This window comes from Tsukamurella soli (assembly GCF_039541155.1).
Classification (GTDB): Bacteria; Actinomycetota; Actinomycetes; order Mycobacteriales; family Mycobacteriaceae; genus Tsukamurella; species Tsukamurella soli.
On sequence record NZ_BAABFR010000038.1, the window covers coordinates 1 to 22,254 of the forward strand.

The 22,254-nt window shown below is 70.4% G+C and carries 25 protein-coding genes, 1 pseudogene and 1 riboswitch; of the genes and pseudogenes, 9 read left to right on the forward strand and 17 right to left on the reverse strand.

From position 1 onward, the window contains the following. The 4 genes from ABD908_RS13315 to ABD908_RS13330 all read right to left on the reverse strand — a co-directional run. Nucleotides 1-232, reverse strand: a 232-nt coding sequence (locus tag ABD908_RS13315; protein WP_344996421.1) for a putative immunity protein, incomplete at its 3' end; no start/stop codon positions are given. After that, a complete protein-coding gene (locus ABD908_RS13320; RefSeq protein WP_344996424.1) occupies nucleotides 229-747 on the reverse strand; it encodes a DUF1697 domain-containing protein in 519 nt (172 codons plus the stop codon). The genes ABD908_RS13320 and ABD908_RS13315, both read right to left, overlap by 4 nt. A 20-nt stretch (nucleotides 748-767) precedes the next feature. Further along, nucleotides 768-2,066, reverse strand: coding sequence for a serpin family protein (locus ABD908_RS13325; protein WP_344996427.1), 1,299 nt, complete (start codon nucleotides 2,064-2,066; stop codon nucleotides 768-770). Next, on the reverse strand, nucleotides 2,059-2,973 hold the full coding sequence (locus tag ABD908_RS13330; RefSeq protein WP_344996430.1) for an amidohydrolase family protein: 915 nt from the start codon (nucleotides 2,971-2,973) through the stop codon (nucleotides 2,059-2,061). Before ABD908_RS13330 ends, ABD908_RS13325 begins: the two co-directional genes overlap by 8 nt. A 180-nt stretch (nucleotides 2,974-3,153) precedes the next feature. Here ABD908_RS13330 and ABD908_RS13335 point away from each other — a divergent pair, with 180 nt between their 5' ends. After that, nucleotides 3,154-3,576 carry a nuclear transport factor 2 family protein gene (locus ABD908_RS13335; RefSeq protein WP_344996433.1) on the forward strand — a complete coding sequence of 141 codons (423 nt, stop codon included), beginning with the start codon at nucleotides 3,154-3,156 and terminating at the stop codon, nucleotides 3,574-3,576. Nucleotides 3,577-3,595: 19 nt separating this feature from the next. Here the strand turns inward: ABD908_RS13335 and ABD908_RS13340 are convergent, their stop codons facing one another. Continuing rightward, nucleotides 3,596-4,363: a dioxygenase family protein gene (locus ABD908_RS13340; protein ID WP_344996545.1), complete on the reverse strand. Its 768-nt coding sequence runs from the start codon at nucleotides 4,361-4,363 to the stop codon at nucleotides 3,596-3,598. A gap of 54 nt (nucleotides 4,364-4,417) precedes the next feature. Here ABD908_RS13340 and ABD908_RS13345 point away from each other — a divergent pair, with 54 nt between their 5' ends. Beyond that, complete coding sequence (locus ABD908_RS13345) at nucleotides 4,418-4,951, forward strand: MarR family winged helix-turn-helix transcriptional regulator (protein ID WP_344996435.1); 534 nt, start codon at nucleotides 4,418-4,420, stop codon at nucleotides 4,949-4,951. A gap of 16 nt (nucleotides 4,952-4,967) precedes the next feature. Here the strand turns inward: ABD908_RS13345 and ABD908_RS13350 are convergent, their stop codons facing one another. The 3 genes from ABD908_RS13350 to ABD908_RS13360 are packed head-to-tail and all read right to left on the reverse strand — an operon-like array spanning nucleotide 4,968 to nucleotide 7,854. Next, complete coding sequence (locus ABD908_RS13350; RefSeq protein WP_344996438.1) at nucleotides 4,968-6,269, reverse strand: sensor histidine kinase; 1,302 nt, start codon at nucleotides 6,267-6,269, stop codon at nucleotides 4,968-4,970. After that, entirely contained in the window at nucleotides 6,266-6,985 is a 720-nt protein-coding gene (locus ABD908_RS13355; protein WP_344996441.1) for a response regulator transcription factor, read from the reverse strand. Before ABD908_RS13355 ends, ABD908_RS13350 begins: the two co-directional genes overlap by 4 nt. Further along, the gene (locus ABD908_RS13360) at nucleotides 6,982-7,854 is read right to left on the reverse strand and encodes a sterol desaturase family protein (RefSeq protein WP_385924471.1); all 873 of its coding nucleotides are present in this window, start codon (nucleotides 7,852-7,854) and stop codon (nucleotides 6,982-6,984) included. The genes ABD908_RS13355 and ABD908_RS13360 overlap by 4 nt, the downstream gene beginning before the upstream one ends. Before the next feature lie 164 nt (nucleotides 7,855-8,018). On the opposite strand from ABD908_RS13360, the gene ABD908_RS13365 reads away from it, so the two are divergent. Beyond that, nucleotides 8,019-8,495: a GNAT family N-acetyltransferase gene (locus ABD908_RS13365; protein ID WP_344996445.1), complete on the forward strand. Its 477-nt coding sequence runs from the start codon at nucleotides 8,019-8,021 to the stop codon at nucleotides 8,493-8,495. Between the two features lie 11 nt (nucleotides 8,496-8,506). On the opposite strand, the gene ABD908_RS13370 is transcribed toward ABD908_RS13365, so the two are convergent. Then, on the reverse strand, nucleotides 8,507-8,836 hold the full coding sequence (locus ABD908_RS13370; protein ID WP_344996447.1) for a YnfA family protein: 330 nt from the start codon (nucleotides 8,834-8,836) through the stop codon (nucleotides 8,507-8,509). Between the two features lie 35 nt (nucleotides 8,837-8,871). Then, complete coding sequence (locus ABD908_RS13375; RefSeq protein ID WP_344996449.1) at nucleotides 8,872-9,078, reverse strand: hypothetical protein; 207 nt, start codon at nucleotides 9,076-9,078, stop codon at nucleotides 8,872-8,874. A 167-nt stretch (nucleotides 9,079-9,245) separates the two neighbouring features. Between ABD908_RS13375 and ABD908_RS13380 the strand changes: the two genes are divergently transcribed. Further along, nucleotides 9,246-12,554 (forward strand): error-prone DNA polymerase, encoded by a 3,309-nt coding sequence (locus tag ABD908_RS13380; protein ID WP_344996452.1) that lies wholly within the window; start codon nucleotides 9,246-9,248, stop codon nucleotides 12,552-12,554. Between the two features lie 25 nt (nucleotides 12,555-12,579). Here ABD908_RS13380 and ABD908_RS13385 read toward each other — a convergent pair whose 3' ends face one another. Continuing rightward, nucleotides 12,580-13,218, reverse strand: coding sequence for a winged helix-turn-helix transcriptional regulator (locus tag ABD908_RS13385; protein WP_344996455.1), 639 nt, complete (start codon nucleotides 13,216-13,218; stop codon nucleotides 12,580-12,582). 62 nt (nucleotides 13,219-13,280) lie between these two features. On the opposite strand from ABD908_RS13385, the gene ABD908_RS13390 reads away from it, so the two are divergent. The 3 genes and pseudogenes from ABD908_RS13390 to ABD908_RS13400 all read left to right on the forward strand — a co-directional run bounded on the left by ABD908_RS13390 (nucleotide 13,281) and on the right by ABD908_RS13400 (nucleotide 15,229). Further along, nucleotides 13,281-14,174: an alpha/beta fold hydrolase gene (locus ABD908_RS13390; RefSeq protein ID WP_344996458.1), complete on the forward strand. Its 894-nt coding sequence runs from the start codon at nucleotides 13,281-13,283 to the stop codon at nucleotides 14,172-14,174. Beyond that, a complete protein-coding gene (locus tag ABD908_RS13395; protein ID WP_344996461.1) occupies nucleotides 14,174-14,563 on the forward strand; it encodes an MFS transporter in 390 nt (129 codons plus the stop codon). The genes ABD908_RS13390 and ABD908_RS13395 overlap by 1 nt, the downstream gene beginning before the upstream one ends. Further along, a pseudogene (locus tag ABD908_RS13400) lies at nucleotides 14,515-15,229 on the forward strand (MFS transporter). Before ABD908_RS13395 ends, ABD908_RS13400 begins: the two are co-directional and overlap by 49 nt. A gap of 420 nt (nucleotides 15,230-15,649) precedes the next feature. Here ABD908_RS13400 and ABD908_RS13405 read toward each other — a convergent pair. The 4 genes from ABD908_RS13405 to ABD908_RS13420 form a co-directional block, all read right to left on the reverse strand. After that, nucleotides 15,650-16,282, reverse strand: coding sequence for an RES family NAD+ phosphorylase (locus tag ABD908_RS13405; protein ID WP_344996463.1), 633 nt, complete (start codon nucleotides 16,280-16,282; stop codon nucleotides 15,650-15,652). Next, nucleotides 16,279-16,866, reverse strand: a complete 588-nt coding sequence (locus ABD908_RS13410; protein ID WP_344996465.1) for a helix-turn-helix domain-containing protein — start codon at nucleotides 16,864-16,866, stop codon at nucleotides 16,279-16,281. The genes ABD908_RS13405 and ABD908_RS13410 overlap by 4 nt, the downstream gene beginning before the upstream one ends. Nucleotides 16,867-16,940: 74 nt before the next feature. Next, nucleotides 16,941-17,426 (reverse strand): pyridoxamine 5'-phosphate oxidase family protein, encoded by a 486-nt coding sequence (locus ABD908_RS13415; protein ID WP_344996468.1) that lies wholly within the window; start codon nucleotides 17,424-17,426, stop codon nucleotides 16,941-16,943. A 2-nt stretch (nucleotides 17,427-17,428) separates the two neighbouring features. Further along, a complete protein-coding gene (locus ABD908_RS13420; protein WP_344996471.1) occupies nucleotides 17,429-17,863 on the reverse strand; it encodes a PaaI family thioesterase in 435 nt (144 codons plus the stop codon). Nucleotides 17,864-17,918: 55 nt separating this feature from the next. Between ABD908_RS13420 and ABD908_RS13425 the strand changes: the two genes are divergently transcribed. Together ABD908_RS13425 and ABD908_RS13430 are read left to right on the forward strand one after the other, a co-directional pair. Beyond that, nucleotides 17,919-18,518 carry a TetR/AcrR family transcriptional regulator gene (locus ABD908_RS13425; RefSeq protein ID WP_344996473.1) on the forward strand — a complete coding sequence of 200 codons (600 nt, stop codon included), beginning with the start codon at nucleotides 17,919-17,921 and terminating at the stop codon, nucleotides 18,516-18,518. Nucleotides 18,519-18,550: 32 nt separating this feature from the next. Next, a complete protein-coding gene (locus ABD908_RS13430) occupies nucleotides 18,551-18,916 on the forward strand; it encodes an MmcQ/YjbR family DNA-binding protein (RefSeq protein WP_344996475.1) in 366 nt (121 codons plus the stop codon). Here ABD908_RS13430 and ABD908_RS13435 read toward each other — a convergent pair. Together ABD908_RS13435 and helR are read right to left on the reverse strand one after the other, a co-directional pair. After that, nucleotides 18,855-19,511 (reverse strand): COG4705 family protein, encoded by a 657-nt coding sequence (locus ABD908_RS13435; RefSeq protein ID WP_344996478.1) that lies wholly within the window; start codon nucleotides 19,509-19,511, stop codon nucleotides 18,855-18,857. The genes ABD908_RS13430 and ABD908_RS13435 overlap by 62 nt on opposite strands. Before the next feature lie 55 nt (nucleotides 19,512-19,566). Beyond that, entirely contained in the window at nucleotides 19,567-21,756 is a 2,190-nt protein-coding gene (helR, locus tag ABD908_RS13440) for an RNA polymerase recycling motor ATPase HelR (protein ID WP_344996481.1), read from the reverse strand. 220 nt (nucleotides 21,757-21,976) lie between these two features. Continuing rightward, nucleotides 21,977-22,160: riboswitch (cobalamin riboswitch) on the forward strand. The last annotated feature ends 94 nt before the right edge of the window (nucleotides 22,161-22,254 follow it).

Genomic DNA, 22,254 nt, shown 5'->3' on the forward strand with positions numbered 1-22,254 from the left:
CGCCGGCCGCGCGGGTCGCCATCATGCCCATCTCGCCGCGCGTCCAGGCGCGGGCCGCGGCGATCGCCGCTCGATTCCGGGGTTCGTCGGGGCGGGCCGCCTCGAACAGTGGGAGTACGTGTTCTGCGCAGGTCGCCGCCCACAGTGCGAGGAGGTGATGGTCTGCGTCGGTGAGCGTCCCGCCGCGGCGGATCGTCACCAGTCGCGGGTCGACGACCTGCGACAGGATCACAGCAGCTTCCGCACGGTGTTCATGTTGCGGTTGGTCAGGTGCTTGGCCAGCCGCCTGTTTCCGGTGCCCTTGCCGACCGTGCTGTCGAGCGTGTGGCCGCGCTCGACCTGCCAGTACACGCAGCCGTCGCCAACCTGCGTGCGCTCGACCTCGTCGGCGGTCTCGATCGCCGCGAGCTCGGCGACGACGCCCGGATCGTCGACGATCATCAGGTAGTCGTGGTGGCCCTCCCGCGGCGGGAAGGGGTAGCCGGCGGCCAGTTCGGCGAGTCGGTCCCGGCTGAGGACGAACACCGTGGCGACGTACGAGAATCGTTCACTGAGGGCTGATTCCAGTTCGGCACGTAGCGCAGCGGGGTCGTCCGACGGTGACTCGAACGTCAGGTTGCCGCTCGCCAGCACCGTGCGCACGGCATCGTAGCCGAGGCCGGTGGCGAGTCTCCGCAACTCGGCCATCGCGATCTTGTTGCCGCCGCCCACGTTGATCCCGCGCAGTAGAGCCACATACGACGTCACGCACCAACAGTAGCGGCGGTTCAGTCGGTCACGGGAGTGCGGACGGTGCCGATCAGCAGCGGCAGGCCCGTAGCAGTGTCGACCACGGAGTAGACGAACGCGCGATCCACCGCGAACGGATCCGGGCCGGGACCGGCAGGCACACCGGCGGTCGGCGTCGCCGGGGCGCTGGACGCCGCCGGCTGCGCCATGGCGGTGCCCTTCTCGCCCACGGTCAGCGTGGCACCGGACCGGGCATCGGAGATGTGTACGCCTGTACCCAGACCGGGCAGGTCCGCGTCCCCTGCGAACAGGCTCGACACGGCGAGCGAGCCGGGGAGGTGCGTCCACGTGACGGTCCGCCACCGGGGCAGCGCCACGGCGTGCGCAGCGACCGGGGCGGCCGCGAGCGCGAGGCGCGCGGCCGTGAGTGCGCCGGAGGTCGCCACGTCGTCGAGCGGGCGCCCCCGCGGCGGCAGCACGATCTGCAGGCCCAGTGTGGTGCCGTAGTCGAGCTGCACCGCCTCGAAGCCGGCGGTCCGCGCGACCCGGGCGAGGACGGTGCCGTGCATCGTCGGCACGTCGGCGGTCGAGCCGTCGGCGTCGGTGAACGGCGCGCTCGACGTGGCGGACAGCTGGAACGGGTACCGCCACGCGGCCGCGAGGTATGCCGTGGCCAGCAGCGCCGCCCGCGTCGCCGTGTCGACACGCAACGGCGTCGCGGTCCATGTGCTCGCAGAGTTCACCGCTGCCCACTCGCCGAGCTCGGCATCGATCCGCGGGCCGCCGAAGTCGGCCGGGTACACGCCGGTGTCGTACCAGCGTGACAGGGTGTCGAGGTAGTCGTGGGTCACCGTCGCCGCCGACGGAACCAGGAGCGCCCGCCCCACCTGGAACAGCGGCGAGGCGGGCGGCGCCGACGCGCTCACCGAGCCGGGGTCGCCCGACCACTGCTCCACCTGCCCGATCAGCGCGGCCATCGCCCGGCCGGGGTCGTGCAGGGCCGACAGGTCGGCACCGTCGGGCCCGTCGAGCTGCGCCGCGGTCGCCCCGCCCGCGCCGGCCCGCAGCTCGGCCAGCAGCGTGAGCACCGCGTACGGCGAGACCACGACCCCGGACCCCGAGCCGCCGCGTACCAGGCTCGCACCGATCCGCGTCGCCGATGCGACCAGCGCCGCGATGTCGTCTCGGGTCTCGTCGACGCCCACCTCGCGGAAGGTCGCCTTCGACCGGTCCAGCGCCAGGACGGGCGTCGTGATCGACGGTGACCCGCACGCGCCGAGGCCCGCCACCAGGGTGGCCGCCAGCGCGGCAGCGAGGGCCCGGCGGCCCCTACGCACGCCCGACACCGTCGGACTCGAGTCCCAGCAGGGCGGCGCCGTTGCGCCACAGCACCTTCCGCATCCACTCGTCGCCGAGGTCGAGCCGCGCCAGCCCCTCGATCTGGTGCGCGTAGGGATAGGGGATGTTCGGGTAGTCGGAGCCGAGGACGACGCGATCGCCGAGATCGGCGAGCCGGTGCGGGTAGTCGGCGGGCATAGGTGCCATTCGTTCGGTGAAATCCGTTGCGGCCATGGTGGTGTCGAGGTGTACGTGGTCGTACCGCTCGGCGAGGTCGGCGAACCGGTGGTACTCGGGCATGCCCAGGTGGGCGATCACGAGCGTCAGCGACGGGTGCTTGCGCAGCGTGGCCTCGACCGGCCCGGGTCCGGTGTAGGGGCCGGGTGTGGGTCCCGACCCCGCGTGGATGACCACGGGGATGCCCTTGTCCGCCAGCACCTCCCAGGCGGGATCGAGCAGCGGATCGTCGGGTGCGAAGACCCCCACCTGCACGTGCATCTTCAGCAACCGGGCGCCGTCGTCGATCGCTGCGGCGACGTAGTCGCCCACTCCCGGCTCGGGGTACAGCGTGGCGCAGTGCACGGCATCCGGCACCCGCCGAGCGAATTCGGCGCACCAGTCGTTGAGCCACTGCGCCATCCCCGGTTTGTGCGGGTACGTCAGCGCCGGGATCGCGCGCACTCCGAACGAGCGCAGCCGCCGCAGCCGCTCGTCCTCGTCGAACCGGTAGGTGATCGGCCAGTCCGTGCCGTACTCGACATCGGCGCGGTCGAAGAATCCCCATACCTTGCGCTGCATCGGCTCGGGGAGGAAGTGCACGTGGACGTCCGCCAGGCCCGGGATGCCGAGTCGCTCGAGATACGCGGGGATATCCGCGTCGGCGGCTGGTCCGGGCGTGCTGGTCACCCGGCCAGGCTAACGCGCCCGCCGAATGTGTCTCCGGTCAGGATCTCGGTCGAATCGGCTCGAATCCGCGATCTCCGTCGACGCCGACCCGCACGGACCGCGCTTTCGACCATCGCTGCCGGAGGCGGTCGTATCTCGTGGGTTGACCTCGACCATTGTTCAGGTAATAACGTCGCCGCCATGACGACGAATGCGAACGCCACAGCGCTCGACCGGCTGGATTCCGATGCCGACGCCGCGGTCACCGAGCTGATCCAGGCCCTCCAGGAGGGCCACGATACCGGCGACGCCGACCGCTACGACTCGTTCTTCGCGGCCGACGTGGTGTGGGGCACTCCCAAGGGGCAGGTGGTCCGGGGCTTCCGACCGCTCAACGCTATTCACCATCGCATGATGGATCCGGGGCCCGTGGCACCGAGATCACGGTTCGAGCTCGTCCACAGCATCCGTCCGGCTCCGGGGGTGGTCGTGGCACAGATCCGCCGCCGCGGCGAGGCGGGCGGATTCAGCGAGTCGGCGATGTACGTCCTCGTGCGGGGTGCTGACGGCTGGTCGCTCGCGGCGGCCCAGAACACTCCCGTCACCGACACCCTGCCGGCGTGAACGTCCGTGGTCGGAGCGGCTAGACCAGTTCGATCGACCGCTTCGCCAGACCCATCCAGAACCCGCTGTCGATAACCTGCGTGGGCACCTGCTCCGGGTCGCTGGACGCGCCGAGCGCCACGAACAGCGGCGCGAAGTGCTCGACCGTGGGATGCGCGTACGGCATCCCCGGTGCCGCGTGCCGGAAGTCGACCAGGCTCGCGGCGTCGCCACGACGGAACGCCTCGTCGGCCCACGCGTCGAACTCCGCCGACCATCCGGGCGGCGCGGCGTCGGGACGCGGATCCGTGAGGAACGGCAGGCCGTGGGTGGTGAAGCCGGAACCCACGATCAGCACCCCCGACTCGCGCAGCGGGCGCAGCCGGGCGCCGAGTTCGATCAGCCGCTCGGGATCGAGGGTGGGCAGCGACATCTGCAACACCGGGACGTCGGCGTCCGGGTACATCACGGTGAGCGGAACGTAGGCACCGTGGTCCAGGCCTCGGCCAGACCGCACCGGCTGGTGCTCCCGCGGCATCAGGGCCGCGAGTGTCTCGGCGACATCGGCAGCGACCGGTGCATCGTAGGTGACCTGGTAGAACCGATCGGGGAAGCCCCAGAAGTCGTACACCAGCGGTGTGTGCGGAGTGGTCGACGACAACGTCAGTGGTGCCGCCTCCCAGTGTGCCGACACGATCAGGATGGCGCGGGGCCGGGGCAGGTCGGTGGCCCAGTCCTGCAACTGGCCGACCCAGGTCGCGTCGTCGATCAGTGGTGGTGCACCGTGGCTGAGGTATAACACCGGCATGTCGTTCATGACACTCCCTTGTGTTGAAGCTTCAAGTATATGTGGGAGGAAACTGTGACCGACGAAGAGTTATTCCCGCCGCCGACGCACTGGCTCGACTCGGGTGAGATGGCCGCATGGCGACCTCTGATCGCCGTCGCCATGCGGCTCCCGGCCGCCCTCGACACCCAGCTGCGGGCCGGCGCGAGCATGACGCACTTCGAGTTCATGGTGCTCGGTGCGCTGTCGGAGGCGGACGGCCGCAGTATCGGACTGTCGGCGCTCGCGCGCCGGGTGAGCGCGTCGCCGTCGCGCCTGTCCCATGTCCTGCGCCGGTTGGCCGAGCGCGGGTGGCTGACCCGGGTTGCGGGCGGTCGTTCAGCGCGCGCCGTGCTCACCGACGCGGGGTTCGAGGCGCTTGCGTCCGCCGCCCGCGGCCACGTCGACGAGGTCCGGCGCCTGGTGTTCGACGCACTGTCTCCGGCTGACATCGACGCGCTGGCCCGGATCATGCCGGCGATCGCCCAACGGCTCGAGCCGGGCGCCGAGCCCGGGAGCGAGCCGGGCGCCGCGCCGGGGGGCGAGATCGGCTGCGAAACAGACTGCTGACTCCCGGGTCACCGCGTCAGCGCCGTCCGTGAGTACCGGGCAGCACCAACTCCAGCCGTAGGCCGCCGAGGTCGGAGTCGACGAGCCGGGCCGCGCCACCGTGCGCCTCCGCCGTCTGCCGCACCAGCGCCAGCCCCAGTCCGGAGCCCGCCGTCGACGCAGAGCTCCCGCGCCGGAACCGTTCGAACACGATCACCCGCTCGCTCAGGGGGAGCCCGCCGCCGTCGTCGTCCACGGCGACCGACACCGTCGTCCCGTCGGTCGTGCCTGCGGACACCACCACTCGCCGCGCTCCGCCGTGCCGCACGGCGTTCTCGATCCCGTTGCGTACGGCGGTGCGCAGGTTCGGCGCGAGCGCGTCGATCACCGTTCCGCCCGGCGCGTCCACCTCGATCACCACGTCGGGGTGCGCGCGGGCGGCGTCTGCGGCGACCCGATCGAGGAGCTCACCGAGATCGGTAGGGGCGAAGTCGGACTCGGCCACGAGGTCGCCGAGAGCGAGGCTCTCCAGCGAGGTGACGGTGTCTGCCATCCGGTCGTGTGCGCGGCGCACGGAGTGCACCAGCTCGGCGCGCGCCGCGTCGTCGAGCGGCATGGTGTCGAGGACCTCGAGGTCGGTGCGCATCGCGGTGAGCGGGCTGCGCAGCTCGTGCGCGGCCGCGGCCGCGAAGTCCCGAGACGCGGCCAGTGAGCGTGCACTCGAGGTCTGCTCCTGCGACACCCGGGTCAGTAGCAGGCGCAGCGTGTGCGACAGCTCGCCCACCTCGCCGGTACCACCGACCGGCAGAGCGGGTGGGTGGTCGGGATCGAAGTCGCGGGTCGCGGTGGCCAAGCGCCGGATCGGGGCGGCGGCGACGGTGCCGAACATCCACGCGAGCGCCCACGCAGCCGCGACCGATGCGAGGGCCAGCCCCACGATCTGCCGGCGCCGCACGGCGATCGCGTGCTCGACGGGTGCGGTCGGCAGCGCAGTGGACAGCACCACGCGCTGCTGCACGGGCAGCGTCCGGTTATGGACGCGGTAACGCTGCCCGTCGATGGTGGCGTAGCCGTAATCGCCCGCCACGGCCGGGATGGCAGGCCCCACGCTGCGTCGATAGTGGGTGCCGATCCGCGCGGTCACCAGCATGCCGTCCACGGGTTCCCGTTGCGTGATCATGTCGATCACCGACAGCGTCGCCGACGCCGCGGACAGGCGCTCGTCCATCTGGTTGTAACTGCTCGACCGCGTGTGCACCAGCGCCCACCCGAATACCACCAGCGCGATGATCGTGGTCCCCGCCGCCGCAGCCGCCGCGACCCGTACGCGCAGGCTCACGACTGCCGCAGCACGAAGCCCACGCCCCGTACCGTGTGGATCAGCGCCGGAGCGTCGGCACCATCGAGCTTGCGGCGCACGTAGCCGACGAACACGTCCACGACGTTGGTGTCGGCCGCGAAGTCGTATCCCCACACCAACTCCAGCAGGCGGGGGCGGCTCAGCACGATCCCGCGGTTGCGCAGTAGCGTCTCGAGCAGGTCGAACTCGCGGCGGGTCAGGTCCACCTCCGCGCCGTCCACGAACGCCCGCCGGCCCGCGACGTCCACCGTCAACGGGCCGCAGGCGAGCCCGTCCTCAGGGTCCGACGGTGCCGGGTCGGCTCTGTCCGGGGTGGTAGCGGCGGTCGACCGGCGGATGAGCGCCCGCAGCCGTGCCACCAGCTCGCCCAGGTCGAAGGGCTTGACCAGATAGTCGTCGGCGCCCACCTCGAGGCTGCGGATCCGGTCGTCGATCGCGGTGCGGGCGCTCAGCACGCAGATCGGGACGGCCGATCCGAGCGCGCGGAGCGCGGTGATCACGCCGATCCCGTCGAGGTCGGGCATGTTCAGGTCCAGCACGACGGCGTCGACCCGGTCCGCGTGGGACCGGGTCAACGCGTCGGCGCCGCTGTCTGCGGTGGTCACGGCGAATCCGGAAAGGGACAGACCGCGGTGCAGTGAGGCGAGGATGTCGGGATCGTCGTCGACGACCAGGACGGTGGACTTGATGGTCACGACGTCAGTATGCGGTTGTGTCCGGAGTCGGCCGGGGAGGTGGCGTCCTTGTCCTCGTGGAATCCGGGCGGAGCCAGCAGGTAGCCGATGCGGCCGCGCCAGGTGTGGGCGCGGTGGACGTCGCGCAGCATCGCCGCGAGCTCGATGTAGTTGGCCTTCAGCGGGTTGTACGTCTCGATGTTCGTGGTCAGCCCGAACCGCACGGGCTCGAGCTCCTCCGCGTAGCTGCCGAACATGCGGTCCCAGAGGATGAACACGCCCGCGTAGTTCTTGTCCAGGTACGGGTTGTTCGAGCCGTGGTGGACGCGGTGGTGCGACGGAGTGTTGAACACGAACTCGATCGGTCGGGGTAGGCGGCCGACGCGTTCGGTGTGGATCGGAAACTGGTAGAGCAGGTTGAGCGACTGCGTGAGCAGCACCATCCACACGGGGAACCCCAGCAGCACCGCGGGCGCGAACCACAACGGGCGGATCAGCGACGCGGGGGTGAGCCAGGGCAGCCGGACCGCGGTCGAGAGGTTGAAGTACTCGCTCGAGTGGTGGACGCTGTGCGCGGTCCACATCAGGCGGATCCGATGGTCGGCGCGGTGGGCCCAGTAGTAGCAGAGGTCCACCATGACGAATGCGGCCACCCACACCCACCACTCGTGCGAGGACAGGTGCAGTGGAGTGATCCAGGCCGCCAGGGCCAGGAATCCGAGCGGCGCGGCCGCCGCCATGATCGGCTTGGTGATCCGGCCGAGAGCGAAGATGGACAGGCTGGTAGCCGTGTCGCGACCGGAGAAGCCGTGTCGCGGCCTGCCCCTGTTGTCCGGGTCCAGGCGGTACGACAGCCATTCGACAGCCATCAGGATCACGAACGCCACCATCGACGGCAGGGCGAATATCAGGTTCTGTTGCACGGGTGCTCCTCGTGTTCGGTACCCATGGAGTCTCGGAGCCGTCCGTGGCGTGGCGGTGTGGCCTGTTTAAGGGTTCTATGAGAAGTCGGGTGCCGCGCCCGCCTGGTGTGCGTGCTCGCGGGAGAGGGGCGATGACGGTGCGGGTGCGGGTGCGGGTGGCGGATCCGGATCTGGACGCCGCGCTGGTGGCGACACTGCGGTTCGCGTCGGATCCGGTAGGCGAGTGCAGCGCCGAATACGTTGCCGCCGTGCGCGACTGGTGGATATCCGACGGGCGGACCGTGCTGCTCGAGGGTGCGCCGATGAGCGGTACATGCGGCATGGTGACGCTGCACGAGTACCGCCGGATGCCGCTGCCCGGGCGGGATGCCGGTAGCTGGGGCTACCTCGGGCACCTGTTCGTCCTGCCCGCGGCGCGGGGCCGTGGCGTGGCTGCCGCGCTCGTGGAGGCGGCGCTGGCGGTGGCCGCCGAGCGCGGCTACCGGCGGGTGGTGTTGTCGCCGTCGGCGCGCTCGGTGCCGTTGTACCGCCGGCTGGGCTTCCGGGGTGCAGACGAACTGATGGTGTGGACGCCGCCCGGGCATCCGTCGGAGGACGGCGGCGGATAGCCGGCGGTCGGCTAGCGCGGCCCGTACATGATCACGCCCACGCCGACGAGGGCGATCATCGCGCCGGTGATGTCCCAGCGGTCGGGACGGAAGCTGTCGGCCACCATCGCCCACGCCAGTGATCCCACGATGAAGACGCCGCCGTATGCGGCGAGGATGCGGCCGAAGCTCGCGTCGGGCTGCAGGGTGGCGACCGCCCCGTACAGGCCCAGGGCGACCACCCCGCCGCCGACCCACAGCCAGCCGCGCGACTCGCGGATGCCCTGCCACATCAGCCAGGCGCCCCCGATCTCGAGGACCGCGGCCGCGCCGAAGAGCAGGATCGACTTCGCGACGGTCACGGGCCCACTGTAGGCGGCTACGATGGTCGAGTCGGCTACTCCGCGAGCTTGGCGGTGGCCTGCGCCCAGAGGAAGAACTTGTTGGTGCCCAGGTCCTTGACCGTCTTGATGTGGAAGGCCTCCTCGAGCAGGGCGGCCTGGCGATCCGAGACGCCCTGCAGGGCGGCGACGGGAGCGGTGGCGAGTTCCTCGATGCTCTTCTCCTCGTAGGCCTTGTCGAACTTGTCCTTGATGCCGGGCATGTGTGCTCCTCGATCGGTTCGGGCGGATTGCCAGGGCACACGCTAGGGCTGCTGACGGTCGTACACCAGGTTTGGAGCCGCGGTGTCGCCGACGAAGTCCGCGCGAAAAGGATATACCACATTATATCGAACACTCGAAAATAATCGAATGAGTGTACGATTCAGCTATGGGATGGGGCAGTGGACCGCCGACCTGGGCGGAGATGGAACGGGTACTCGCCGGTCGCCCGGCACGAGAGCAGGGCGGCGGCCCACCGGGCGACGGCGGCGATTCGCCCGGGTGGTCGCGTAAGCGTCAGCCGTACACACCGCCGCCGACGGTGCCCGGCGTCTCGCGGGTGCCGTACGCGGAACTGCACGCGCACACCGCATTCAGCTTCCTCGACGGCGCCGCCCTACCGGAGGACATGGTCGAGCAGGCACACGCGCTGGGCCTGTCGGCGCTCGCGATCACCGACCACAACGGCTTCTACGGGGTGGTCCGGTTCATGCAGGCGGCGAGGGAGTTGCGCATGCCGACGGTGTTCGGCGCCGAGTTGTCGCTGGCCATCGACGCCGAGCGCACCGGCGCCGCCGATCCGGAGGGAGACCACCTGCTGGTGCTGGCGAAGGGGCCCGAGGGCTATCGGCGGCTGTCCCGCGCGATGGCCGACGCGCACATGGCCGCGGGGGAGAAGGGGCGGCTGCGGTTCGACCTCGACACGCTCACCGAGGCGGCGGGCGGGCACTGGCACATCCTCACGGGGTGCCGGAAGGGGGCGGTGCGACGCGCGTTGGACGCGTCCGAGTCCGACGGTGCCGCGGCGACGGCGCTCGCCGACCTGGTCGATCGGTTCGGCCTCGACAACGTGAGCGTCGAGCTGACGTGCCACGGCGTCGCCGAGGACGACGAGCGCAACCACCGGCTGGCGGGTCTGGTGCGCGGAGCGGGTTTGGCGTCCGGGGTGGGCGGCGGTCTGGTGGCCACCACCGGCGCCCACTTCGCGCACCCACGGCAGCGACGGCTCGCGATGACCCTGGCGGCGATCCGCGCGCGCCGGACCCTGGACGAGATGGACGGTTGGCTGCTGGCGGCGGGCGGTGCGTATCTGCGCTCGGGTGACGAGATGGCGCTGCTGCTGCCCGAGTACCCGGGGGCCATCGCCGGCGCCGCGGAGTTGGGCTCCGACTGTGCCTTCGATCTGAAGCTGCTCGCGCCGAATCTGCCGCTGTTCGACGTACCCGACGGGCACACGGAGAAGACCTGGCTACGCGAACTCGTCCGCCTCGGCGCCCGTAAACGGTACGGTCCGTCGGCGTCGAACCCCGAGGCGTACGCGAAGATCGAGTACGAGCTGGCGATCATCGAGGGGCTGGAGTTCCCGGGCTACTTCCTGATCGTCCACGAGATCGTGCAGTTCTGCCACGACAGCCGCATCATGTGCCAGGGCCGGGGCAGCGCCGTCAACTCGGCGGTGTGCTACGCGCTGGGCATCACGACGATCGACCCGGTGAAGGAGAACCTGCTGTTCGAGCGGTTCCTGGCCCCGGATCGCGACGGCGAGCCCGACATCGACGTGGACATCGAGTCGGATCGGCGCGAAGAGGTCATCCAGCACGTGTACGAGCGGTACGGGCGGCACAACGCGGCGCAGGTGGCCAACGTGATCACCTACCGCGGCAGGTCGTCGGTGCGGGATGTCGCTCGGGCTCTGGGCTTCTCGCAGGGACAGCAGGATGCGTGGAGCAAGGGCGTGAGCCGTCACCGGGACCGCGGAGAGACCTCCGATGCGGGCATTCCCGATGCCGTCGCGGAACTGGCCGACGAGATCACGAATCTTCCCCGGCACCTGGGGATCCACTCGGGCGGCATGGTGATCTGCGACCGGCCGATCGCGGACGTGTGCCCCACCGAGTGGGCGCGCATGGAGAACCGGAGCGTCCTGCAGTGGGACAAGGACGACTGTGCGGCGGTGAAGCTGATCAAGTTCGACCTGCTGGGTCTGGGGATGCTCAGCGCGTTGCGCTACGCCGTCGATCTGTTGAAGGAGCACAAGGGGCTCGAGGTCGACCTCTGGAAGCTGAGCCTCGACGACCCCGCGGTGTACGAGATGCTCAGCCGCGCCGACTCGGTGGGTGTGTTCCAGGTGGAGTCGCGGGCGCAGATGGCGACACTGCCGCGGCTGCGGCCGAAGGAGTTCTACGACCTGGTGGTCGAGGTCGCGCTGATCCGTCCCGGCCCCATCCAGGGCGGGTCGGTGCACCCGTACATCCGGCGTCGTAAGGGGGAGGAGGATCGCACACCCGAGCATCCGTCGATGAACGCGGCGCTCAAGCGCACACTCGGCGTGCCGCTGTTCCAGGAGCAGCTGATGCAGCTCGCGGTGGACGTCGCCGGGTTCACCCCCGCGGAGGCCGACCAGCTGCGCCGCGCGATGGGTGCCAAGCGCTCGCTTGCGAGGATGGAGCGGCTGCGCGACCGGTTCTACCGGGGTGCGAAGGACCGACACGGCATCGAGCCCGAGCTGGCGGAACGGATCTTCGAGAAGCTCTGTGCCTTCGCTAATTTCGGCTTCCCCGAGAGCCACGCGCAGTCGTTCGCTTCGCTGGTGTACTACTCGTCGTGGATCAAGCTCTACCACCCGGCGGTGTTCTGCGCGGCGTTGCTGCGGGCGCAGCCGATGGGTTTCTACTCGCCGCAGTCGCTGATCGCGGATGCGCGACGGCACGGAGTGACGGTGCACCGGCCCGACATCAACGCCAGCCTGGCGTGGCCGGACCTGGAGGAGCGGGGGACGCAGGTGCGGCTCGGTCTGGCCGCCGTGCGCGGCATCGGGAGTGACCTCGCCGAGCGCATCGTCGCCGAGCGGGACGCGGGTGGCCCGTTCACCAGCCTGTTGGACTTGACCGGTCGGGTTGAGCTCACGGCCGCGCAGACCGAGGCGTTGGCCACTGCGGGTGCGTTCGCGTGCTTCGGCGGCAGTCTCCGCCAGGCGCTGTGGGCGGCCGGCACCGCCGCGCGGGAGCGGCCGGACCGGTTGCCGGGGATGGCCACGGCGGGCGTGCCGCCGACGCTGCCGGGCATGAGCGACGTCGAACTCGCCGCCGCCGATGTGTGGGCGACGGGCGTCACCGTCGGCTCCTACCCGACGGAGTTCCTGCGTCCGCGGCTGGATGCGCTCGGCGTGGTCACGGCCGACCGCCTGCTGTTCCTGCCCGACGGTGACCGCGTCCTCGTGGGTGGGGCGGTCACCCACCGGCAGCGCCCCGCGACGGCCGGCGGCGTCACGTTCATCAACCTCGAAGACGAGACGGGGATGGTCAACGTGTTGTGCAGCAAGGGGTTATGGGCTCGGTATCGGACGGTGGCGCAGATCGCGCCGGCGCTGCTGGTGCGGGGGAGGCTGCAGAATGCGGAGGGTGCGGTCACCGTCGTCGCCGACCGGCTGCAGCGCATGGACCTGTCGGTGCCCACCACCTCACGGAACTGGCAGTGACGGGCGCGGGAGATTCGTCGGCGCCTCACCGGCGCGGGGCCGTCAGCCCGAAGGCCTGGCGAACGGCGGACTCGTCGCCGGTGAGGGCGACCATCGACCGGATGCTGTCGAGGTCGAGTAGCCCCGCCGCCAGGCCGAGGATGATCATCGGTTCCGCTTCGACGGTGGCGTCCAACTCGCGGCCGTCGTGGGCGCGGATGTCCAGGCCGGAGTCGTCGACGGACACCTGGAAGGTCTGCTGATCGACAATGACGCCGACCGTCGCGGCCGGGGAGCCCGTCGCGCGGGCGCGTAGCAGGGCGAGCAGCGGAACCGGTAGCCACTCGGGATGGAAGGCGTCCGTCCCGGGGCCGCTGACCATCAGTGGTGTGGACCAACGAACGAGACCCTCGATGGGCCCGCGCAATTCGGCACCCCACTCGGTCAGGGCATACACGACGGCGTTGCTGTCGGCTGCGGGCCGACGTTCGACGATGCCGGCGGCCTCGAGATCGCGGAGACGGTCGGAGAGCAGGTTGGTCGCCACTCCGGGTAGTCCGTGCTGCAGATCGCGATACCGCGCCGGTCCGAGGAGCAGTTCGCGCACCACCAGGAGCGTCCACCGATCTCCGACGAGGTCGAGGGCGCGGGCGAGCCCGCAGTACTGGCCATAGCTCCGACTCATCGATCCCCTTGACTTTTTCAAGCTAGCTTGATTTATTCAAGTATATTGAGAGGGGCCTCACGATGGAATCCGCGCAACGGCCGGCCTGGGTGGACGACGAGTTGTACCCGTTCGAGAGCCACTTCGTCGAGATCGACGGGAACGTCGTGCACTACGTGGACGAGGGGTCCGGACCGATCCTGTTGATGCTGCACGGCAATCCGACGTGGTCGTTCCTGTGGCGCGACGTCGTTCGCGCACTGCGCGACGAGTTCCGGTGTATCGCTCTCGACTACCCCGGCTTCGGACTATCCACCGCGAAGCCCGGGTACCGATACCTGCCCGAGGAGCACGCCGACGTGGTCACGACCTTCGTCGACGCGCTCGGCATCGACGAGGCCACGCTCGTCGGACAGGATTGGGGCGGACCGATCGGACTGGCCGTCGCGGAGCGCAGACCAGGCACCTTCGATCGGCTGGTACTCGCCAACACCTGGGCATGGCCGACCAACGGCGACCTCTACTTCGAAGGATTCTCCCGAATCGGAGGATCACTTCCGCTCCGCCTGCTGGCTGGGCAGTTGGACCTCGTCGTCAACGCCTTCGTCCCTACGGGCCATCGCCGCCGCAAGCCCACGCCCGCCGAGATGACCCACTATCGACGGGCGCAGGACACCCCGCACCGACGCCAGGCTTCAGCGATCCTGCCCAGCCGCATCATCGCCAGTCGAGAATTCTTCACCGAGGTCGAGTCCGCTCTGGTGGAGATCAGTCACCTACCGACGCTCATCGTCTGGGGCGGTGCCGACCGGGTCTTCCGAACCAAGGAACTTCAGCGCCTGGAGTCGACCTTCCCGCACCACCGGACCGTGATCGTCGACGGCGCAGGGCTCTACGTCGAATCCGACGCTCCAGAAGAATTCGTGGCCGCGATCCGCGACTGGCGCGCCACGGACGAGCGCGCCACGGACGAGTAGTGAGCCACAAGGTCGGCATTCTGGTCGCGGTCTACGTCGCCGTCCTGGCGATCAACCTCGACATCACCATCGTCAACGTCGCGCTCCCCGACATCGCGACCGAGTTGGGTGCGAATACCAAAGGGCTGCAATGGATCGTCGACGGCTACAACCTGGCGTTCGCGGCGCTCGTCCTCGCCGCCGGAAGCCTGTCCGACCGACACGGCCGCCGACCCGCCCTGATCCTCGGGCTGCTGGGCTTCGCCGCCGCCAGCGCCGTAGGAGGGCTCGTGCACGGCACCCCAATACCTTCCCCGACCGGCGACGACGGGCCGCCGCCGTGGGCGGTTGGGGTGCCGTGGTGGGCATCGGGGTCGCGACCGGACCGGTCACCGGCGGCCTGCTGTTGAACCACTTCTACTGGGGCAGTGTGTTCTGGGCCCTGGTGCCGGTAGCCGTGCTGGCCGCCGGACTCGCATTCCTGCTCGTCCCCGAGTCGCGCGACCCGGACATCCCGCCGCTCGACCTGCCAGGACTGGCGCTCTCGGTCGCGAAGGGCGAGCCACCCCATGCTCGACGTCTCCCTGTTCCGCGACCGGCGGTTCAGCGCGGCCAGCGGCGCCGTCGCCGTGACCTTCTTCGCGCTCGCCGGCTTCATCTTCCTGATCACGCAGTACTTCCAAGTCGTGCGCGCCTACACACCGCTGTCGACGGGAGCCCGCATCCTGCCCGTTGCCGGATCGATAGCGGTGGCGTCACTGATCGGCGGGTTCCTCGCACCGCGGATCGGGACGCGCGCCGTCGTCACCACCGGCCTGGCGTGTTTCGGAACCGCCACGGCCTGGATCGCCGCCACCGTCGACGTGAGTACCCCGTACTGGTCGACCATCGTTCCCCAGATGATGTTCATGGGCGCCGGGATGGGACTCATCTCCACGCCGGCAACGGAATCCATCATGCTGGTCCTCCCTCCTGCGCGAGCCGGAGTCGGCTCGGCCGTCAACGACGCCACCCGTGAACTCGGCTCGACACTCGGAGTCGCCGTCATCGGCTCGCTCTTCTCGTCGGTGTTCTGATCCCGCCTCCTCGGCAACGCGTTCGCCGCCGTCGGCGGCGCCCGCGACGCCGCCCAGTCCGCACCGTTCGCGTTCGCGGTCGCTCGCCACGCCCCGGCGCTTCTCGGCGCAGCCCAACACGCCTTCATCGGTGGGCTGCACCTGGCATGTGCCGTGATCGCTGCTCTGTGTTTCGCCGCGGCGGTCGGCGGATCCGTCGCGCTACCGGGGAGACTTCGAAGTCGATGAGGTCGGACTCGTCGTCGTCAACGCGTCATCCTGTTGATCCCCGCCGCCAGTCCCGGGTGCAGGAGAATCGATCTGATCGGGGGTTCGTCGGCGTTCAATTATCACATCTGTTCATTCTTGCTGAACGTAGCGGATTGCTGAACACTCACCCGGTGAGGGACGTGAGCAGGGCGTTTTCATCCGTGGGAGGATTCAACGGATGTCGTACCGGATGCGCCGCGAGACCTGCTCGAGCACCGCGTAGACGAGCGGATCGGCGAGACTGCGGTCGAACGCCGGATGTTCCGGGAACGCGTCGACGGCACGCGCCCACAGGGTGACATTCACCCCGCCGGTCATCGTGGAGATCGCCCGCACCCCCTCGACATCCGGGAACTGCTCGTAGGCCGCGCGGACCCACGCCCGGCACACCGGCCGCGGCGCGTACGCCAGTGCGTGCGCTGCACCGTTGCGCACCGCCCACGCCCCGGTCAAGTCCAGCAGTCGCACCGGCCGCCGCAGCACCCACGATGTCAGCCACGGCGCACCATCGGTGGTGTTGACCAGCCGATCCTGCTGGCCCATCTCCGCGGCGGCCGTCGCGATATCCTCCGCGCTGTAGTGCACTCCGACGCCGTCATGCGCCTGCGGCGGACCATCGGGATGCGGATCGAAACGCATGTCCGCGAGCGGCCCGTAGCTGCGGAAGCCGTTCCACGGCAGCACGAACTCCCCTCGGGTGCGGTGGATCCGCCACAGCGTCCCGGTGTATGCGAGCACGTCGTCGGGGTCACGGGTCAGTGGGCGCGGCGGGACCGGGGGTACCTTGCCGTCCGAGACGGTCACCACCGCCCCATCGCTGCGACCAGCTCAGCGGCGATCTCGGGCGCCCCGCCGGCGGCCAGGAACCCTGCGATACTCTCCCCACCCAACTCGTCCCACGGCGAGCGCATCCGAGCCGCGACCGCGGCCGGCGAGAACCCGCGCGGGAGCGCGGCGACGACCTCCGTCAGCCCGGGCAGGAGCCGGTCACCGGTGAACTGCCACAGCGGGATCCGGATCCGGTCGCCGATCCTGAACGAGTACAGCGTCTTGTCCCGCAGCCGCCGGGAGATACGCGAGCGGTCGACACCGAGCAGCCGCGCGGCCTGCGCGACGGTCACCGAGTCCGCGATCAAATCCCCCGCCTCGCGGGTATACCCCAGAGCCCGCCTGCCAGCCGCGGCGGCGGGGTCCCAGTCGTCCAACGCCGCCCGAGCATCCACTCCACCGTGCGCGCGCAGATACTCCAAGTCCCCGGCGGTGACCGGCACGACGACCGAGGTGCGCGCGTCGATCCCCTCCTCCAGGGCGCCGAGGACGTCCTCCCCGGTCAGACCCTCGATCCCGTGCGAGGCGAGGAACGCCTCGAAATCGAGCATGTTCGCCATGCGCACATGCTATCACCGGCGTGATGGCGTGTGCGATGTCTTCGGTCGCAGCGCCGGGAGACCGACGCAGCTCGTCAACGCGTCATCCTGCCGAGATGCACGCGGTCGAGGGTGTCGAAGCGGACGTCGCGCACCCGGGGCAGATCGCCCCACATCGCCCGACCGCCGGGAAGGTGCAGCAGCGGGCCGACCACGCGATGGAACCGTGCGATCTCCTCGGGCGTGCCGGGTCGGGCGGGACCCACCGATCCCGTGAGTTGCACGCCGGGGGAGTCGCCGAAGCGGCCCCGCAGTAATGCCCGGGCCCATACGGCGCGGCCGCTGTCGACAGCGAGCACCGTCACCCGCGGGTCCGCGTCGACGTTGCGGGCCAGGCGTGCGTTGAACACGTCGAAGTAGATCCCCGACGCCGAGTCCCGGTGCAGGAGCATCGATCCGATCGGTGTCACGTGCGGTGTGCCGTCGGCGTTCCGCGAGGCGATGGCGCAGTGCAGGGAGGTCGCGACGCCACGCTGGACAGTGCGCCGCGCGAACTCCCAGTCGACCGCCGGGATGGCCATCGCTACCGCGATCCGGTGGTGGCGAACACGGTTCCGCGGGCGATCGCGCAGAGGACGGGTTCGGCACCGTCGGGCGCATGGTGCCAGATCTCGGCGGTGCCGACGGCGTGCCGGGCGGTGTGGTGGACGACGGTGCCGATGGCACGCAGACGGCCGTTGCGCGCTGCGCGCAGGTAGCTCACGTCGACGCCTGCGGTGATGACGCCGGAGCCCAGGCGGGTGCCGGCCGCGAACGTCACCACATTGTCCGCGAGGTACGCGAGCACCCCGCCGTGCACGACGCCGTACTGCTGGAGGTGCCGCTCCTCGACGTCGAGGATCAGCTCGGCGCCCCCGTCCCCGAATTCCGTGAGACGAGCGCCGACCAGAGCGTTGAACGGTTGTGCGTCGAGTATGGATGCCGCCGCAAAACGGGGATCGTCGCTGGTGGAGGCCATGCCGAACCTTTCTAGAGAGTAGTCTCTAAAATAGGTCTAGCATAAACTGCGCGCCGTGGGTAGACCGACGCTGCACGACCGTGACGCGCTGCTCGACGCCGCGATCCGTCTGTTCGCCCGCGATGGCGCACGCGGGTTGACCGTCGCGGCGGTCGCGCGCGAGGCGGGAGCGCCCAGCGGGTCCGTGTACCACCGCTTCCCGGACCGCCCCACGCTGCTCGCGTCCGTCTGGCTGCGCACGGTGCGCCGCTTCCATGAGGCGTATGTCGAGGCGGCGGCCGTCTCGCCGAGCCCGTCCGCTGCGGTCGCCGCTGTCGCGTGGACGGTCGAATGGTGCCGTGCACATCTCGAGGAGGCACTGGTGCTGCAGGCGGGCGTGACGGCATTCGCGCCGGGTGAGTGGCGTGCAGACTCGGTGCGGGATTGGAACCAGCTGCGCGACCGACAGTCCGAGGCCATCGACATCGTGGTGAGAAGCGTAGCGGCGCAGTCGGGTCGGTCCACCGCAGAGGTGGGGTTCGCGATGTTCGATCTGCCCCTCGCCGTGGTGCGTCGGCACCTCCTCACGGGCTCGCCGCCGCCCGCGGAGTCCACCGGCCTGGCGCGCGGGCTCGCCGCCGCGATCCTGCTCGCGGGATCTACGCGTGAGGCCTGAAACCTGTCGGCACCGTCTGGCATCCTGGCCCCGTGTCCACGCGACCAGACGTGCCCACGGAGTGGGTGCGCCGACTCGACCGGATCCTGTCGGCGTTCCCCGAGTGTCGGCGGGAGTCCGCATGGGTCGGAGCGCGGTGGCGGGTGAAGAGCTCGACGGTGGCGCATGTGTTCGGCGGGGAGGACCAGCTCTTCCGCATCGTCTTCCAGGCGGAGCCAGGCGAACTCCCCGCCTTCGAGAACATGGGTCCGCCGTACTTCCGCGCCGGCTGGGGCGCGAACGCCGTCGGGATCCTGCTCGATGAGGCCACCGACTGGGCCGAGCTCGCCGAGCTGCTCACCGACTCCTACTGCATGCAGGCACCCGCGGACCTGGCCGCGCGGGTACTCCGCCCGTGAGCCGGGACCGCGGTCTCAGGCGGCGGCGGGATCCTGCACGTCGGATCGGGTCACCGTCAGGTACCCCACGAGCGCGACGATCGCCGCGCCCAGGATCAGCACCACTGGCCCGTCGCCCAGCCCGACGCCACGCCGCGCGCGGCTTGCCGAGCCAGTCGGCGATCGACGCGCCGAGCGGGCGGGTGATCACGTACGCGGCCCAGAAGCAGACGACCGGATTCCAGTGCGGCCGGCGGTAGCCCGCGGCCGGCACCGTGATCGCCACCGCGAACAGCAGAGCCGCTGGCAGATAGCCGAGATGCAGTGTGTCGGCGGCGAAGTCGCCTGACGCGGTGCCCATCGCGAACGTGGCGACCACGGCGAGCCGGTACGTCCAGGCGACGTACCGCCCGCGCCGCAACTGCAGCGCGAGCGCGGCGCAGAAGCCGACGAAGCCCAGCCCGACGGCGATCTCCGGGACCATGTCGGTCACCATCGCATCGGAGGCCGACTCGCCGAACGCCGTCGAGAGCGCCTTCACCAGCCAGAAGACGGCCGTGATCGCCGGCACGCGGAGGGCGCCGGGTCGGACGGGGAGACGTCGCACAGTGGTCATGCCGGTCAGGCTGCCCGGCGGTGCCTTGCGGCCCGCTGAGAAGCCGCCGTCCGCGCTATGCCGCGCTGGTGAGGATCACCAGCCGCTGCGTCGCCCGGGTCATCGCGACGTACCGGTCGACGGCGCCCTGGATGCCGTCGCCCCACGCCTGCGGGTCGACGAGGACCACGAGGTCGAACTCGAGCCCCTTCGCCGACTCCGGCGTCAGCGACCGCACGCGCGGTCTCGCGGCGAAGCCCGGATCGCCTATCACGCAGGCGATCCCGTCGGGGTGCTCGCCCAGCCATGCGGCCAACACCGCGTCCCGCTCCGACGTGGCGGCGTGGGTGACGGGGATCCCGTTGCTGCGCACCGATGTCGGCACGTTCGCGTCGGGCAGGGCAGCCCGGATCACGGGGGCGGCCTCCGCCATCACCTCCTCGGGCGTCCGGTAGTTGATGGAGAGCGACGACACGTCGACCCGGTGCAGACCGATCCGCTCGAGCCGCTCCCGCCAGGACTCGGCGAACCCGCTGCGGGCCTGTGCGCGGTCGCCCACGATGGTGAGGCTGCCGGACGGGCAGCGGCTCAGCAGCATCCGCCACTGCGCGTCGGTCAGCTCCTGGGCCTCGTCGACGACGATGTGCGCGAACGGCCCGGCGAGCTCGTCCGGCTCGCTGCGCGGCAGCGCCTCCTCGTCGATCAGCGCGTCCTTCAGGTCCTGGTTACGGAGCATCGACACCAGGCCCTCGCCCTCGAAGTCGAAGTCGACCATGTCGTTGGCGAGCAGTTCGTCGATGACCTTCGCGCGCTGCTCGCGTTCCGCTGCCAGCGCCGCACCGCGCCGACGGTGCAACTGCGCGGCCTGCGGGTCGCCGAGCCGTCGCCGGGCCGCGTCGAGCAGCGGCAGGTCGGACGCCGTCCACGCCTGGGCGTCCGCTCGCTGCAGGGTGCGTACCTGGTCGGCGGTGAGGAACGGCGCGCACAGCTTCAGGTACGCGGGTACCGACCACAGGTCGCCGACCAGATCGGCGGCCTCGATCAGCGTCCACGCGTTGTCGAGCGTCGAGCGCAGCTCTCTGTTGCGCCGCAGCGATTTCTGTATCTCACCGCGTGGGGCGTCACCGTCGGCCCGGTCCGCCAGCAGCTCGATGAGCGCCTCCCAGATCTGCTCCCGGGCCTCGTTGTGCGGCGTCCCGGGGTCGGGTGCCGCGAACGCATCCGCCCAGTCGGCCGGGCTGGATCGGATGTCCGCCCAGTCGGTCTCGACCGTCATGGACTTCCGCGGAGGCTGCTCGTAGAACCGCACGGCGGCGTCGATCGCATCCACCAGCTCGCCCGACGACTTGAGGCGGGCGACCTCCGGGTCGGTCTCCGCCACGGCCGCGGCGCCCTCGGTGACCAGATCGCGCAGGGTGCACGTCTGTACGCCCTCCTCGCCGAGGCTGGGGAGCACGTCGGCGACGTACGCGAGGTACGGCTCGTGCGGTCCGACGAACAGGACGCCGCCGCGGTGGTGGCCCAGGTGCGGGTCGGAGTAGACGAGATAGGCCGCGCGGTGCAGGGCGACGACGGTCTTGCCGGTGCCGGGCCCGCCGTCGACGACCAGCGCGCCGTGCGACCCGGCGCGGATGATCGCGTCCTGATCGGCCGCGATGGTGCCGAGGACGTCCCGCATCCGCGGCGACCGGCTCGCGCCGAGGCTCGCGATGAACGCGGACTGGTCGTCGAGGGTCGCGAGGGACTCGCCCGCACCGGCACCGTCGGCACCGAACCCGCTGGTATCGAACACCTCGTCCCAGTAGTCCGTGATCCGCCCGTGCGTCCAGCGGTACCTGCGCCGCGCGGTGAGCCCCATCGGGTCGGCGTAGGTGGCGCCGAAGAACGGCTCGGCGGCGGGGGAGCGCCAGTCGATGAGCAGGTCACGGCCGTCGGCCCCCGCGACGCCGAGGCGGCCGATATACACCGGGTCGCGGCCGTCCGCGAACACCATGCGACCCAGGCACAGGTCGACCCCGAAGCGCCGCATCGCCCGGAGCCGGGCGGCGAGTCGGCGGACCTCCGCGTCGCGTTGGATCGTCTCCTGGCCGAGCCCGCTGGGTTTGCGTCGCTCCGCTTCGAGGCGTGCTGACAGGTCGGCGAGCTGCCGTCCCAGGTCGTCTGCGATGGCGGTGAGGTGCCGCTCATCGGCCGCGATCAACTCGGGCCGGGCCTTGGCCGCCAGGCGTTCGGGGAGGTTGAATGCGCTGGTGTTCACGGGGTTCACGGGCACGCTCCGATCTGAGGTCTCGACTCGACCCGCGATTGTGCGCCCTCACCCCGGCCTTGCGGCAAGCCCCGGGGTCGGCTATAGATTGAAAGTGGAAGGGACTTCCCGACGATTCCGAGTGGATCGGTTTCGAGGGGTTTCCGGCCCGTTTTCAGTACCGGGCTACCATGGGCGACGCAGCTGGTGTCGCGGCGGCCCCGACGGGCGGTGGCGGCGCAGCGCGCTCGGCCCGCCGGGCGCGTGAAGAGGGAACCCGGTGTGAGTCCGGGACTGTCCCGCAGCGGTGAGCAGGAACGAAAGTCGCGTATACGCACTGGGCCCGCAGGTCTGGGAAGCAGCGGCGAGTAGGGGCGAGCGTGATGCCTGCGAGTCCGAATACCTGCCCGCTGTACCGGACGCGCCGCGTCCGGTGGTGTGCCGCCTCGTGGACTGGGCGCGACCGCATCGGTGACGACGGGTGTCCGAAAGGGCGGTGCCTCGGCGTAGCGTGCGTGC

Excerpts from the sequence above, each read along its gene's own strand:
- ABD908_RS13335 (WP_344996433.1), top strand. The coding sequence starts at position 3,154 with ATGACGACGAATGCGAACGCCACAGCGCTCGACCGGCTGGATTCCGAT.
- ABD908_RS13340 (WP_344996545.1), bottom strand. The coding sequence starts at position 4,363 with ATGCCGGTGTTATACCTCAGCCACGGTGCACCACCACTGATCGACGAC.
- ABD908_RS13360 (WP_385924471.1), bottom strand. The coding sequence starts at position 7,854 with ATGGTGGCGTTCGTGATCCTGATGGCTGTCGAATGGCTGTCGTACCGC.
- ABD908_RS13365 (WP_344996445.1), top strand. The coding sequence starts at position 8,019 with ATGACGGTGCGGGTGCGGGTGCGGGTGGCGGATCCGGATCTGGACGCC.
- ABD908_RS13375 (WP_344996449.1), bottom strand. The coding sequence starts at position 9,078 with ATGCCCGGCATCAAGGACAAGTTCGACAAGGCCTACGAGGAGAAGAGC.
- ABD908_RS13380 (WP_344996452.1), top strand. The coding sequence starts at position 9,246 with ATGGGATGGGGCAGTGGACCGCCGACCTGGGCGGAGATGGAACGGGTA.
- ABD908_RS13385 (WP_344996455.1), bottom strand. The coding sequence starts at position 13,218 with ATGAGTCGGAGCTATGGCCAGTACTGCGGGCTCGCCCGCGCCCTCGAC.
- ABD908_RS13390 (WP_344996458.1), top strand. The coding sequence starts at position 13,281 with ATGGAATCCGCGCAACGGCCGGCCTGGGTGGACGACGAGTTGTACCCG.
- ABD908_RS13410 (WP_344996465.1), bottom strand. The coding sequence starts at position 16,866 with ATGGCGAACATGCTCGATTTCGAGGCGTTCCTCGCCTCGCACGGGATC.
- ABD908_RS13415 (WP_344996468.1), bottom strand. The coding sequence starts at position 17,426 with ATGGCCATCCCGGCGGTCGACTGGGAGTTCGCGCGGCGCACTGTCCAG.
- ABD908_RS13420 (WP_344996471.1), bottom strand. The coding sequence starts at position 17,863 with ATGGCCTCCACCAGCGACGATCCCCGTTTTGCGGCGGCATCCATACTC.
- ABD908_RS13435 (WP_344996478.1), bottom strand. The coding sequence starts at position 19,511 with ATGACCACTGTGCGACGTCTCCCCGTCCGACCCGGCGCCCTCCGCGTG.